This window comes from Curtobacterium sp. PvP017 (assembly GCF_054060195.1).
The window spans coordinates 53,199-66,645 of record NZ_JBSSCY010000010.1 but is presented as its reverse complement, the minus strand read 5'-3'; the positions used below and the strand labels follow the sequence as shown (position 1 = coordinate 66,645).

Annotated in this window: 10 protein-coding genes and 1 tRNA gene; 2 read left to right on the top strand and 9 right to left on the bottom strand. The window is 70.5% G+C overall.

The window, feature by feature from the left end:
* Positions 1-22: 22 nt before the first annotated feature.
* Positions 23-325 carry a hypothetical protein gene (locus ACVKXF_RS16405; RefSeq protein WP_123313361.1) on the top strand — a complete coding sequence of 101 codons (303 nt, stop codon included), beginning with the start codon at positions 23-25 and terminating at the stop codon, positions 323-325.
* Positions 326-342: 17 nt separating this feature from the next.
* Here ACVKXF_RS16405 and ACVKXF_RS16400 read toward each other — a convergent pair whose 3' ends face one another.
* The 5 genes from ACVKXF_RS16400 to ACVKXF_RS16380 form a co-directional block, all read right to left on the bottom strand.
* Positions 343-1,575, bottom strand: a complete 1,233-nt coding sequence (locus ACVKXF_RS16400; protein WP_456796366.1) for a CDP-glycerol glycerophosphotransferase family protein — start codon at positions 1,573-1,575, stop codon at positions 343-345.
* A gap of 48 nt (positions 1,576-1,623) precedes the next feature.
* Complete coding sequence (locus tag ACVKXF_RS16395; RefSeq protein ID WP_456796365.1) at positions 1,624-2,562, bottom strand: glycosyltransferase family 2 protein; 939 nt, start codon at positions 2,560-2,562, stop codon at positions 1,624-1,626.
* A complete protein-coding gene (locus ACVKXF_RS16390; protein ID WP_123313359.1) occupies positions 2,559-3,380 on the bottom strand; it encodes a CDP-alcohol phosphatidyltransferase family protein in 822 nt (273 codons plus the stop codon). Before ACVKXF_RS16390 ends, ACVKXF_RS16395 begins: the two co-directional genes overlap by 4 nt.
* Before the next feature lie 5 nt (positions 3,381-3,385).
* Positions 3,386-4,429, bottom strand: a complete 1,044-nt coding sequence (locus ACVKXF_RS16385) for a glycosyltransferase family 2 protein (protein WP_340197381.1) — start codon at positions 4,427-4,429, stop codon at positions 3,386-3,388.
* A gap of 183 nt (positions 4,430-4,612) precedes the next feature.
* Positions 4,613-6,577 carry a S1C family serine protease gene (locus ACVKXF_RS16380; protein ID WP_456796364.1) on the bottom strand — a complete coding sequence of 655 codons (1,965 nt, stop codon included), beginning with the start codon at positions 6,575-6,577 and terminating at the stop codon, positions 4,613-4,615.
* 191 nt (positions 6,578-6,768) lie between these two features.
* On the opposite strand from ACVKXF_RS16380, the gene ACVKXF_RS16375 reads away from it, so the two are divergent.
* The gene (locus tag ACVKXF_RS16375) at positions 6,769-7,971 is read left to right on the top strand and encodes an aminotransferase class I/II-fold pyridoxal phosphate-dependent enzyme (protein WP_456796363.1); all 1,203 of its coding nucleotides are present in this window, start codon (positions 6,769-6,771) and stop codon (positions 7,969-7,971) included.
* A 54-nt stretch (positions 7,972-8,025) separates the two neighbouring features.
* Here ACVKXF_RS16375 and ACVKXF_RS16370 read toward each other — a convergent pair whose 3' ends face one another.
* The 4 genes from ACVKXF_RS16370 to ACVKXF_RS16355 all read right to left on the bottom strand — a co-directional run bounded on the left by ACVKXF_RS16370 (position 8,026) and on the right by ACVKXF_RS16355 (position 13,432).
* Positions 8,026-8,925, bottom strand: a complete 900-nt coding sequence (locus ACVKXF_RS16370; RefSeq protein WP_456796362.1) for a carbon-nitrogen hydrolase family protein — start codon at positions 8,923-8,925, stop codon at positions 8,026-8,028.
* Between the two features lie 110 nt (positions 8,926-9,035).
* A tRNA-Met gene (locus tag ACVKXF_RS16365) sits at positions 9,036-9,112 on the bottom strand.
* A 63-nt stretch (positions 9,113-9,175) separates the two neighbouring features.
* Positions 9,176-12,157 (bottom strand): UPF0182 family membrane protein, encoded by a 2,982-nt coding sequence (locus ACVKXF_RS16360; RefSeq protein WP_456796361.1) that lies wholly within the window; start codon positions 12,155-12,157, stop codon positions 9,176-9,178.
* 165 nt (positions 12,158-12,322) lie between these two features.
* The gene (locus ACVKXF_RS16355; RefSeq protein WP_340197376.1) at positions 12,323-13,432 is read right to left on the bottom strand and encodes a YlbL family protein; all 1,110 of its coding nucleotides are present in this window, start codon (positions 13,430-13,432) and stop codon (positions 12,323-12,325) included.
* Positions 13,433-13,447: the final 15 nt, after the last annotated feature.

Below are 13,447 nucleotides of genomic sequence, written 5' to 3'. Positions count from 1 at the left end.
CCCTCCCCCTACCGTTCCACCCATGCACCACCCAGCACCCGCGTACGCCGTCCCGTTCACCATCGACCGCTCGCAGGCCCCGCGCCGTTACGACCTCGTCAACACCGGGGACGAACCGGTCGACGGACTCACCCTCACGCACCTGGGCACCGGCTACAGCCCACCACTGGCGGTCCGCCGGCTCGAGCCCGGTCGACACCTGTCCGTCGCCGTCTTCGGCGCCGATCCGCAGGACACCGGCGTCGTCATCGTCCGCTGGCGTCGCCCGGACCGGTCCGAGTACCTCTGGCGGATGTCACTCGTCGGCCCCGGCCTGCACCCGTGACCACGTCGAGACGGGGGTCAGCGCTCTCCGCGCTCGGCGGCGACGGTGCGCCAGCGCTCGAGCAACCACTCGACGGCGGCGTGGAACCGGGCCGTCGCGGCGCCGGGCGTGGTGTCGCCGAAGTACTGCGCCACCCAGTGCTGCAGCTTGGCGAGCTCGGCGGCGTCGCCCACGGCTGCGTCGATCCGTGCGAGCACCGACGACGCATCGGCCGCGGTCAGCCAGTTCGCGTCGCTCAAGTACCCGCGCTCGTCGACGTCGGCCTCCGGCGACACCGGCCGGGTCACGATGAGCGGCTTGCCGACCGCCAGTCGGTCGTAGATCATCGCGCTGATGTCGGTGATCGCCACGTCGGCGTCCGCCAGCTGCCAGCCGAGTTCCCCGCCGGTGTCGTGGACGTGGTGGGCGGACGGGTCGGCCGTGTTCGCCGCCGTGATCGCCGCGACGATGCGCTCGTGCGCGGCGCGGTAGGTCGGCTCGAGCACGCCGCTCCGCGGGTGGGGTCGGTACACCAGGCGGTGCCGGGGCGATGCGAGCACCTGCTCGGCGATGGTGGTGCCGTGGGACGCGATCGACCCGTAGGCAGCGGCGCCCCGGTCGCCCTCCCACGTCGGCGCGTACAGCACGACGGTGCGGTCGTCGTCGGGGTAGGGGGCAGCGCCGGCGAAGTGGTCGGCCTGGGGACGACCGATCGCGATGGTCCTGGCGTCGAGGTCGTAGTCCCACAGGGCCTCGGCGAGCCGACCGCGCGCGGCGTCACCCGCGATCAACGCGTAGTCGTAGGCCTTGAACTGGTTCGTCGTCATGTACATCTTGTCGCTCTCGCCGTGGTTGACGAAGACGTGCCACATGCGCCCGTACCGCATCATCTGGAAGTTGCGGGCGTTCTGGTTGACGTACAGCACCACCTTCGGAGCCTGCGTCTCGACGAAGTGCTCGAGGTCGACGACCTGGCGGGCGTACACGGCGGGGACGGGCGACTCGTCGATCAGCGTCGTCATCGTGCCGGGGCTCCGCGCGATGATCGCGACCGGGTGGGTCTTCGCCAGTTCGGCCAGCGGTGCGTACCACTGGCGCACCTGGTACATGTTCACGGGGCCGTCGGCGAAGTACACCGCGATCTCGATCGTGCCGGGTGCCGGCACCGCGACCGAGGGCAGACGACGTGCGAGTTCGCGGCGGCTCCGGCGCGAGGCGAGCAACCGCTGGGCCAGGCGCACGGCGGTCCGCAGGTCACTGGTGATCGGCATGCTCTGTCTCCCGTTCTGCGGTGGCGGTGGCGGTGTGGGTCGGGGTGGTCAGACGACCGGCGGGCGGCCGGCGATGGTCATCCGTGCGACCGTCAGCCAGCTCATCGGCCGGGTCGGTCCGCAGTCGGTGGTCCAGCCCTCGCGGATCCCGGCGAACCACGTCGCCAGGCGTCGCGGGTGCCGCCACCAGCGTGCGACCTGGATCGCGGCCCACGAGCCGACGTACAGCGGCCGGAGCGGCGCCGGCAGGTTCCGTCGGGCCAACCAGACGCGGTTGCGGGCGTTCAGGCGGTAGTACTCGGTGTGCCGCGCCGGGTCGATGGCCGGGTGGTGGGCGACCAGGTCGCCCGCGTACCAGGCACGTCGACCGGCGTCCCACACCCGCCACGCGAGCTCGATGCCCTCGTGGGCGTAGAAGTACTCGGCACCCCAGCCACCGACGACCCGGTAGACGTCCATCGGCAGCACCACGGCGCCCTCCCACACCGAGAACACCGGCGACGAGTGGTCCGGCTCACCCTTGCGGATGCGCGGGACCCAGCGACGCGGGTTCGCGGCGCCGGTCGGGTCGACCACGCGTGGCTGGAGCAGTCCGAGCGAGGGGTCGCGCTCGAACCGGGCGACGGCGTCCTGCAGGAACGTCACCGACGGGATCGAGGCGTCGTCGTCCAGGAAGAACACGTAGTCCCCGTCGACGACCTCCGCGCCGGCGTTCCGTCCGGCCGGGATCCCGAGGTTCTCCGGCAGCGCCAGCGTCCGGACCCCGTCCGGCAGACCGGTCGGCTCCCAGCCGTTGCCGACGCAGATCACGTCGAGCTCGACGCCCTGCTGCGCGAGCACACTGTCGAGCCCGCGGCGGAGGTCCTCCGGCCGGGTGCCCTGCGACAGGCTCACGACGGCGACGCGCGGCCGCGCACGGTGCGGGACCGCGTGGCGACGCACCGTCCCCGGCGTCACGGGGTCTGCGGTCTCCGCGTCGTCGGTCATGCCTTGACCCGCTTCGACGCGATGATCGCCAGGAAGTGCCCGACGGTCGCCAGCACGGCGAGGGGCAGCAGCGCGCCGACCAGGATCCGGCTGGCGAGCGTGTCGCCGATCGCCAGTCCGATGAGCGCGAACAGGAACGCCAGCATGCTCAGCTCGACCGAGTGGTACAGGCGGTGGAACGGCAGGAACCGGGCCAGGCGGCGCAGCGAGGCGAGCTTCCGGCCGGACGGCGCGGTCGAGGCGTCGCGTCGGTCGACGAGCTTGTCGAGCCCCGCGTTCGCGCGGGCGACGTGCACCATGTCGTTGAGTGCCTTGTTCAGCACGATGACCAGACCGAGGGCGCAACCGATCGTCGTCCACATCCAGTCGGCGCCGTGGATCGGCCAGGTGGCGGCACGGATGCCCAGCGCGACCGGGATCAGCCCCTCGGTCGTGTAGTGCCCGACCTTGTCCAGGAACACCCCGGCGGGCGACCGGGTGCCACGCCACCGGGCGACCTCGCCGTCGCAGCAGTCCACGAGCATCTGCAGCTGCCCGAGCACCAGGGCGAGCGCTGCGCCCCAGATGCCCGGGATGAGCAGGGCCGCGGCGATGCTCCACCCGACCAGGATCATCAGACCGGTCACCTGGTTCGCGCTGACGCGGGTCTTCAGCAGCACCCAGGTCAGGTACGGCGAGACGTCGCGCAGGTACAGCGACGCCGTCCAGTGCTCGGCGTTGGCGCGGGCACGGACCTCGTCCGGCTGGGCGACGGCCCGCAGCTCGGCGATCGACGTCGGGCGTGCGGATCCGCGGCCGGGGGTGGCGTGGTCGGTCATGCGTGTCACCGTCCGGTGTGGGTGGTCAACTCGGAGGTGCGGGTGAGGAACCCGATGATGAAACCGAGCCCCCAACCCACGTGGATGCAGGGCAGCACCACGAGCAACCAGAGGAAGGTCGCCACCCCGGACCGACGCGCGACGGCGACCGACCCGACGATGACGAAGAGCAGGTACACGGCGGGCACGGCGAACCCGAGCAGTGCCCAGGCGACCGGGCTGCCGAGGGCCGCACCGATGATGCCGACGATGCCGGCGAGGATCCCGACGGCCATCGCGGCGACCATCGCCGGTGGCACGAAGTACCGCAGGCCGTTGTTCGCGGGGAACCGGCGGGCGAGCTCCCCGCGCCACAACCCGGTCGCGACGAACTGCCGCACCAGGCGCTTCAGGCTCGGTCGCGGGCGGTAGGTGACGACCAGCTCGGGGGTGAACCAGACGGTGCCGCCGGTCTGGCGCAGGCGTCGGTTGAGCTCCCAGTCCTGACCACGCTTGATGCCCTCGTCGAACAGGCCGACCTCGAACAGGCGGTCGCGACGGAAGACGCCGAGGTACGCCGTCTCGGCGGGGCCCGCGGTCCCGCCGACGTGGTGCGGGGTCCCGCCGAGCCCGACGCGGCTGCCGTACGCCAGCGCGACGGCCCGCTCGAACGGGCTGCGGCCCTCGGCGCGCATGATGCCGCCGACGTTGTCCGCGCCGGACTCGAGCAGGGTGCGGACGGCGATGCGCGTGTAGTCCGGGGGCAGGACCGAGTGTGCGTCGACACGGACCACGACGGGGTGCACCGACGCCCGGATCGCGACGTTCAGACCCGCCGGTGTGGACCCGACCGGGTTGTCGATCGCCCGGATGCGCGGATCGGCCGCACTCATCTCGGCGACGAGCTCGTTCGTGCCGTCGATCGAGGGGCCGAGCGCGAGGATGACCTCGAACACGCCGGAGTAGTCCTGGTCGAGCAGGCTGGCGACCGCAGCGCGGACCTCGGTGACCTCGTTGAGCACGGGCATCACGTACGAGACGCCCGGCAGGGGCTGTCCGTCTGTCTGCATGCGTACCTCGGGGTGCTGGCTGGGTGCACGGGACGCACCGGGGCGGTGCCGCCCCGCAGAGCGACCATGAGCCTATCAAGACCCGAACCCGGAACCTGCGGTGCGCCCGCGACGCGGCCCGCAGACGGACGGGAGGCCCGGCGCACGTCGTGCACCGGGCCTCCCGTCCTGTCCGTGGTGGCGTCAGCCCTTGCTGTCGTACGTACCGAGGGTCACGTCCGCCTCGTGGGACTGGCCGTTCCGGATGTAGCTGATCGTCGTCGACGCGCCGCCCGCGAAGTAGCGGACCTGCGCCGTCAGGTCGGTCGCGTCGGAGACGGTCGCCGAACCGATCTTCGTGACGACGTCGCCCTTCTGCAGGCCGGCCTTAGCGGCCGCCCCGCCGGACGAGACCGACTTGATGAGGGCACCCATCTGGGTCGCGCTCGCGTCCTCGGATGCGTCGCCCACGGTGGCACCGAGCAGACCGTGCGTGGCCGAGCCCTTGTCCTTGATCTCGTTCGCGACGCGCTCCACCAGGTTCGACGGGATCGAGAAGCCCACGCCGATGCTGCCGGCCGCCGAGTCCGACGACGACGAGCTGCCGGCCGACGCGATCGCGACGTTGATGCCGATCAGCTTGCCCTTCGCGTCGAGCAGCGCACCACCGGAGTTGCCGGGGTTGATCGACGCGTCGGTCTGGATGACCGGCAGCGAGACCGTCGTGTTCGCGGACGAGCTGCTGCCGTTGTCGCCGTTGCCCCAGAAGTCGAAGGGACCGCTGCCGCCGTTGCCGCCCTCGTTGGAGTCGCCGCCCTCGCTGGGAGCGCTCGACGTGACCTGGATGCTGCGGTTCAGGGTCGAGACGATGCCGTCCGTGACCGTGTTCGACAGGCCCAGGGGCGCACCGATCGCGACCGCGGTGTCACCGACGTTGAGCTTCGACGAGTCGGCGAACTCCATCGGCTTGAGGTCGGTCGCGTCGATCTTGATGACGGCGAGGTCGACCGTGGGGTCGGTGCCGATGAGCTTGCCCGCGTAGATCTTGCCGTTCGAGGTCGTCACCGTGATGCGGCCGTTCGAACTGTCGCCGTCGAGCGTCACCACGTGGGTGTTCGTGACGATGTAGCCGTCCTTGCTCATCACGACGCCCGAGCCGGTTCCGGCCTCGCTGCTGGCCGACACGTTGATCGTCACGACCGACGGTGTCGCCTGTGCCGCGACCGCGGTGACGACGGTCGCGGAGTCGTAGTCGTTCACAGTCAGGTTGCCGCCCTGCGACGATCCGGGCGACGAGGTGACCGTGCCACCCTGCGACGACCCGGCGAGCCAGCCGGCACCGCCGCCGACCAGACCTGCGACGACCAGTCCGGCGATGATCGGCAGGACGAGCTTGCTGCGGCCCGAGCGGGTGCCGGCGGCGGTCGAGGCCGCGCCGGAGGTGCTGTCGTCGAAGTAGTGGCCGTTGCGCTGGTTCGCGCCGTCGACGTCGCCGAAGGCGCTCGTGGCGGACTGCGGCGCCTGCGCCGATGCGGTCGCGTACTCCGACGAGGACGCGGGGGCCGCGGCGGAGGCCGGCTGGGCGTACTCGCCGTACCGGGGCTGACCCGCGGTCGGCTGCTGGCCGTACTGCGGCTGCTGGTTCTGGCCGTACGGGGACTGCTGGTTTTGGCCGTACGCGGACTGCTGGTTCTGGCCGTACGCGGACTGCTGGCCGTACTGGCTCTGCTGGTTCTGACCGTACTGCGGCTGCTGGCCGTACTGCGACTGCTGGCCGTACGGGCTCGTCTGGTCGGCCGCAGGCTGCTGCCCGTACTGGGACGCCTGCCCGTACGGCGAGGTCTGCTGTCCGTAGCCGGTCTGCTGCTGGCCGGGGCCGCGCTGCTGGTCACCGGAGAGCGTCGGGTACGGAGCCGTGTAGCGGTCCGTGGGGTGGTCGGTCGCCGACGGGATCACATCGGTGTGGTCGGCGCCCGTGGCGTCGTCGGACGGAGCCGCGTGCTGCGCGGCGGCGTCGGACCGCTCGGCGTCGTTGAACTGCTCGGAGTCGTTCGGCATCGACGTGTTCCCCTTCGTGGCCGCTGCGGCGGCGTCCTCGCTGGCGGCAGGCGATGCCGCATCGTCCGGACGGCGTTCGTCGCCCTGCCCGTTGGGCGTGGTGTCGGTCATGCTGGACGTGCTCCTTTCAAGCTCGTGCAGTCTGTCGCAACCACCTGAGCGGTGCTTCTGGCGACGCTGGAAGCATCCTCTGCCGATCTTATGCGTGGGCTGTGGGTCCGTCCCCGGATCGCCGTCGGACGGCCAGCTAGGTTGGGGTCCGTTCAGCGCGACACGTCGTCGCCGTCACCGGAGGGAACCACATGCGGCAGGCAGGACCCTGGTTGCGAGCAGCCGAGGGAGCGATGCTCCTGGGACCGGACGGCATCCCCGCGCCCACCGTCTTCGCCGAGATGAGCGCCCTCGCCGCGAGCACCGGAGCCGTCAACCTCGGGCAGGGCTTCCCCGACCAGGACGGCCCCGCCGAGGTGCTCGAGGCCGCGGTCCGCGCCATCCGGGACGGCGTCAACCAGTACCCGCCCGGACGCGGGACGGCCGACCTCCGCACCGCCGTGGCCGAGCACCAGCAGCGGTGGTACGGCCTCGACGTCGATCCCGACCGCCAGGTCCTGGTCACCGCCGGCGCCACCGAGGCCCTCGCCGCGACGCTCCTCGCCCTGGTCGAACCGGGCGACGAGGTCATCACGTTCGAACCGTTCTACGACGCCTACGGCGCGCTCGTCCGGCTCGCTGGTGGCACCCACGTCACGGTGCCCCTCACGGCCCCCGACTTCCTGCCGGACGAGGACACCCTGCGGGCCGCGTTCACCGACCGCACCCGCGTCGTCCTCGTCAACACGCCGCACAACCCGACCGGCAGGGTCCTGCCCGACGAGGTCCTGCGCACGATCGTGGAACTCGCGACCCGGTACGACGCCGTGATCGTCACCGACGAGGTCTACGAGCACCTGACGTTCACCGTCCCGCACACGCCCATCGCCACCCTGCCCGGAGCCGCCGAACGGACGGTGTCGATCTCGAGCGCCGGCAAGACCTTCAGCACGACCGGGTGGAAGATCGGGTGGCTGACCGCTCCCCCGACGCTCGTCGACGCGATCACGACGGTGAAGCAGTACCTGACCTTCGTCAACGGGGCGCCGTTCCAGCCGGCCGTCGCCGTGGGACTGCGGTTGCCCGACGCCGTCTTCGCCGGGATCGCCGCCGACCTCGCCGCCAAGCACGAACTGCTCGCCTCGGGGCTCCGGTCGGCGGGCTTCGACGTGATGCGCCCGGACGGCGGGTACTTCGTGATCGCCGACACCGCGCCGCTCGGGTACGACGACGCGCGGGCCTTCTGTCTGGAGTTGCCCGCACTCGCCGGGGTCGTCGGCGTGCCGGTGTCGGCGTTCGTCCGACCGGACCACGCCGCGGGCTACCGGTCGCTCGTGCGGTTCGCGTTCTGCAAGCGGCGCTCGGTCCTCGAGGACGCCGCCGGCCGCCTGGCACGCCTCCACGCGCCGTCCTGAGCCCGATCCCGCCACCGGCGCAGCCGCGACCACGCACCGGACGGGACGCACGCGTCAGGGGCGAGCCGCGCCTCCGGGCAGGGCGCGCAGCGCGACGTCGTACCGCCGGAGTGCCAGCGACGGGTTGACCTGCCGGACCGCCGCGGTCACGGCGGTGTCGACGGTCGCGACGAGCGTGCCGGGCGTGGACCCGGCGGCGGCGACCGCGACGCCGGAGGGGTCGAGCACCACCGAGGCGCCGATGCCGATCGGCGGTGTCTGGCCGACGCCGACGACCCAGACGGTGTTCTCGATCGCCCGCGCCGTGAGCAGCGTCCGCCAGTGGTGTTCCTTACCCGGGCCGCGCACCCACTCAGCCGGCAGCACGACGACGTCGGCTGCACCGTGCTCCTGTGCGGCCAGCCGCCGGGTGACCTCGGGGAAGCGCAGGTCGTAACAGGTCTCGAGTCCGACCCGGACGCCCTCGAGCTCGAACACCGGCAGCTGCTCCGGATCGCCGGACTCGATGCGGTCGGACTCCCGCGACCCGAAGGCGTCGTAGAGGTGCACCTTCCGGTACGTCGCCGCGAGCTCGCCGGTGGGGAGCACCGCCACCAGGGTGTTGCGGAAGCGCGTGGGCCCCGCCGTGGTCGCCGCGCCCGTCGTCGCTGCTTCTGTCGTCGCTGCTTCTGTCGACGCTGCTTCCGTCGCCTCGGCGATCCCGACGACCAGGGCGACACCGGTGTCGCGGGCGATGTCCTGCAGCCCTGACACGAAGGGGCCGTCGAGCGGTTGCGCTGCGGCGACGAACCGGTCGTCTATCTCGGCCGTGAAGTACGACGAGTACTCCGGCGTGACGAGCAGGGCCGCTCCCCGCGCGGCGGCGTCGACGGCCGCGGCCCGGACGGTCTCGAGGTTCGCGGCGCTGTCGTCCGCGGGAGCGAACTGCGCGGCGGCGATCGTGAGGGTGCCCATCCGCCGAGCGTACCGGCGCGCCGCGGCGCACCGCGGCGCGCCCCCGCGTGCACGAGTCCGGGAACGAGGAAAGCCCCGGTCCTTTCGGACCGGGGCTTTCATGTGACGCTTGGTTGCGGGGGCAGGATTTGAACCTACGACCTCTGGGTTATGAGCCCAGCGAGCTACCGAACTGCTCCACCCCGCGGCACGTTGAATAGCCTACACACGGTCGTGGCGGGGCACAAATCGTGTGCCCCGCCACGGCGTGTCAGCTGCCGTCTTCGGCTGCGGTCGCGGCCTCGATCGCCTCTTGCAGGCGCTTGTCGGCCTCGGCCGCGGCGACCAGGTCGTTGTCGGCGTAGGCCTGCTGGCGGTCCTGCAGGGCGTCGTTCGCGTCGGACAGCGCCTGCTGCAGCGCGTCGTTGCCCGTGGCACCCGATCCGCTCGTACCGCCCGTCGAACCGGACCCCGTGTCGGAGTCGGAGCCGGAGCCGGACGAACCCGAATCCGAATCCGACGAACCGGAGCCACTCCCCGAGCCGCTGGCATCGGAATCGCCGGCAGCAGCACCGGAGTCACCGCCGAACAGCGAGTTGAGCGCCTCGTCGAGGGTGTCCTCGAACGCGATCTTGTCGCCGAACGCGACCAGCACCTTCTGCAGCAGCGGGTACGAGCCGCTCGACGTCGACTGGACGTACACGGGCTGCACGTACAGGAAGCCGCCGCCGACCGGCAGCGTGAGCAGGTTGCCCTGCTTCACCGTCGAGTTGCCGCGCTTCAGGATGTTCAGCTCCTGCGACACCGTGGTGTCCGAGTTGAACAGGTTCTGCACCTGCGCCGGGCCCGGGATGTTGTCGGTCTTCGGCATCGTCAACAACGTGAGCTTGCCGTAGCCCGACGCCTTCTTGCCCTTGCCCGCACCTCCCGCGTCGGAGTCGGCCGCCAGGTACCCCGTCAGGACGTTGCGGTTGTTCGCGCCGGCGGACTGCTGCGGGATGTAGGTCGTGTACAGGTTGTACGCGGTCTCCTGCCCCGGCACCTTCATCGTCAGGTAGTACGGGTCCTGCAGGTTCGCCTTGCTCGCTGTCGTCGTCGTCTGCGCGCCCAGGGCGTTCGTGGTCGTCGATGTGTCCGCCGCGCTCGCGTCGCTGTCCGTCCCGCCGGTCGTGGTGGGCTCCTGCGGCGTGTTCCACGCGTCGTCACCCGAGTAGAACGAGTTCGCGTTCGTCACGTGGTACGTGCCGAGGATCGACCGCTGCACCTTGAAGAGGTCCGTCGGGTACCGGACGTGGTCCAGCAGCTCGGCGCTCATGCTCGACACCGACTTGACCGACGTCGGGAAGATCTTCTCCCAGGTCTTCAGCACCGGGTCCTTGGTGTCCCACGCGTAGAGGGTCACCTTGCCCGTGTAGGCGTCGACCGTGGCCTTCACCGAGTTGCGGATGTAGTTCACCTGGTCGGTGCGGTACGCCGAGGACTCCGAACCGGCGATGCTGTCCGACAGGCTCTGGCTCTGCGAGTACGGGTAGGCGTCGCTCGTCGTGTAGCCGTCCACGACCCACTGGATGCGGTGGTCGACGATCGCCGGGTAGGCGTCGCTGTCGACCGTCAGGTACGGAGCCACCTTCTGCACACGCGTGATCGGATCGCGGTCGTAGAGGATCTGGGAGTCCTTGTTGACGGCGTCCGACAGCAGGACCTGCTCCGACTGGAACTTCGCCGCGTAGACGAGTCGGTTGAAGAAGTTGCCCACACTCGGTCCGCCGTCGCCGGAGTACGTCGTGGTGGCGTTCCCGCCGTTGTCGTCGTCGGACCCGGAGGGGTAGTCGAGCTCGACGTCCTTCGAGCCCTTCGGGGCGCCGACGATCGAGTACGCCGGCGAGGTCTCACCGAAGTACACGCGCTGCTGGAAGTCCCCCAGCGCACCGTTCGACGGGATGCCCGACTCGAGGAACACCGGCTTGCCGTCGCTCGCGCGCTGGTTGCCGAAGGCCGCGGTCACGCCGTAGCCGTGGGTGTACACGAACGCCCGGTTGTACTGGGTGTTCGCAGCAGAGCTCAGCCCGTCGAGGTCGATGTCGCGCACCGCGATGACGGTGTCCTCGGTCTCGCCCTTGACGTCGTAACGGTCGACGTCGAGCTCGTCCGGGAACTGGTAGTACTGCCGGTACTGCTGCAGCTGGCTGAAGGTGTCGGAGACGATCTTCGGGTCGATGAGGCGGATGTTCGCCGTCGTCTGGGCGTCCTGCGCGAGGGCGCCGGAGCTGGCCTCGGTCGTGGCGTCGTAGTTCTGTTCCTTGACGTCGGAGACACCGTAGGCGTCACGCGTCGCCTTGATGTTCCGCTCGATGTAGGCGGACTCGTACGTGCGCTCCGAGGGCTTGACCTGCAGGCGCTGGACGATCCAGGGGTAGATGCCCCCGATGACGATCGCGGCGACGAGCAGCAGCCCGGTCCCGACGATCGAGATGCGCCAGCGGCCGATGACCGCCGTGACGATGAACAGGATCGCGACGATCGCGGCGATGCCCGCCATGATCTCGCGGCCCGGGATGACCGCGTTCACCTCGGTGTACTGGGCACCGGTGATGAGCGAGTTCGACTTCGTGAGCGCCGCGTACTGGTCGAGCCAGAGGCTCACGGCCTGCAGCGCGATGTAGAGCGCTGCGGTGACGGCGAGCTGGATGCGCGCGGCACGCGAGATGCGGACTTCACGTCCCCCGAAGCGCAGCGCGCCGTACAGGTAGCAGGCAGCGAGGGCGGCGAGGCCGGCGATCAGCACCACGGCCGACGAGTACGCCACGATCGAGCGCCAGAACGGCAGCTCGAAGACGTAGAAGCCGATGTCGAGGCCGAACTGCGGGTCCGTCTTGCCGAACGGCGTCCGGTTGAAGTACTCGAGCACCATGCTCCAGCGCCCCGAGGTCGACAACCCGGCGAAGATGCCGAGCACCACCGGGATGCCGATCATGACGGCGCGACGCAGCGGCTCGATGACCTGCTGGTACCGGTCCAGCTGCGAGTTGAGCTTCGCGTAGACCGGGCGGTACCGGAAGGCCAGCCCGATGCTCAGGAAGACCGGCACCGCCATGCCCAGGAAGCCCGCCAGGAACATCAGGGTCCCTGCGATCCACCGCGTCGTGAGGACCTGCTGGAACCCGAGCTGCGCGAACCACGCGTAGTCCGTGTACAGGCTGGCGAAGATGAAGAAGCCGATCACCAGTGCGGCCAGCACGATGATCGTGACCACGATCGGGACCCGCGGCGAACGCCGCCCCGAGGTGGACGAGGTTGTCGTCACTTGATGTGCTCCAGACGTGTCGGACCGGCGGGCCCGGCTCGCGGCGGGCCGTCAGTGCACTGATCCTATTGGACCGGGCGGAGTGTGAAACTGTGCGAGGACTCAGGAACCCGGTCAGGAACCGCAGCGGGCGAGCTTCGCGGTGCTCTTCCCGTCGGCGATGGTCTGCAGATCGGTGACGGCCTGGTCGAGCGTCGACACCTTGTAGACGTCGAGCCCGTCCGGCACGTGCCCGACGACCTCGTCGCAGTTGTCAGCCGGGGCGAGGAACACCGTCGCGCCCGCCTCCCGTGCCCCGTAGAGCTTCTGCCGGATGCCGCCGATGGCCCCGACCTCGCCGTCTGCGGTGATCGTGCCCGTGCCCGCGACGTGCTTGCCGCCGTTGAGCTTGCCGGGCGTGATCTCGTCGATGATCCCGAGCGCGAACATCATGCCGGCCGAGGGGCCGCCGACGTCCTGCAGCGTGATCGAGACGTCGAACGGGAAGTCGTACTTCTCCGTGACGCCGACGCCCAGGAGCGCGGTGCCCTGCTCGTCGCGCGGCGTCACCCGGACGTCCTTCGTCGCACCGTCGCGCTCGATGGTGACGGTCGCCGGGGTCGACGTGCCGTGCTTCGCGACGAGTTCGCGCAGCGAGGTGGCGTCGGCGTTCGTCGTGAGCGAGGTGCCGTCGAAGGCCGTGATGACGTCGCCCTTCTCGATCGGACCGTCAGCAGCCGAGCCGGGCTGCACGGTGCCGACCTCGAGTTCGGTCGGCAGGTCGTTCCCCTGCTGGATCAGCGCCGCGGCCACGGCGGACTGCTGCGACGCCTGCATGTCGGCGGAGTCCTGCTGGTTGACCTGCTCGGTCGTGGTGCCGGTCGGGTAGATCGCCTCGACCGGGATCACGGCCTCGGACTTCGTGAAGATCGCTCGGACGACGCTGGTCCACGACGGACGGTTCGTCGCGTCGCCCTGGATGCCGACCGTCAGCATGTCGAGCGCCCCGGCGGTGGGGTAGGTCTCGTGCCCGGAGACCTGGATCAGCTTGACGTCCTTCGCGTCCTTGCCCGTCCCCTGCTTCTGCGTCCCGATGGTGTTGTAGACCGGTCCGGGGACCTCGATCAGGTACGGACTCGGCAGCACGCTCGCGAGGATGCCCAGCACCACTGCCCCGATCACGAACGCCCACCCGACGGTCCTGGCACGCGAACGACGACGGGGCGCGGGGGCGAAGAGGGTCACGCGGGGTCCTTCCAG

Bases quoted from the DNA above. Each gene is read 5' to 3' on its own strand.
- ACVKXF_RS16390 (WP_123313359.1), bottom strand. From the start codon at position 3,380: ATGACCGACCACGCCACCCCCGGCCGCGGATCCGCACGCCCGACGTCG.
- ACVKXF_RS16370 (WP_456796362.1), bottom strand. From the start codon at position 8,925: ATGGGCACCCTCACGATCGCCGCCGCGCAGTTCGCTCCCGCGGACGAC.
- ACVKXF_RS16405 (WP_123313361.1), top strand. From the start codon at position 23: ATGCACCACCCAGCACCCGCGTACGCCGTCCCGTTCACCATCGACCGC.
- ACVKXF_RS16375 (WP_456796363.1), top strand. From the start codon at position 6,769: ATGCGGCAGGCAGGACCCTGGTTGCGAGCAGCCGAGGGAGCGATGCTC.
- ACVKXF_RS16395 (WP_456796365.1), bottom strand. From the start codon at position 2,562: ATGACCGACGACGCGGAGACCGCAGACCCCGTGACGCCGGGGACGGTG.
- ACVKXF_RS16400 (WP_456796366.1), bottom strand. From the start codon at position 1,575: ATGCCGATCACCAGTGACCTGCGGACCGCCGTGCGCCTGGCCCAGCGG.
- ACVKXF_RS16385 (WP_340197381.1), bottom strand. From the start codon at position 4,429: ATGCAGACAGACGGACAGCCCCTGCCGGGCGTCTCGTACGTGATGCCC.
- ACVKXF_RS16380 (WP_456796364.1), bottom strand. From the start codon at position 6,577: ATGACCGACACCACGCCCAACGGGCAGGGCGACGAACGCCGTCCGGAC.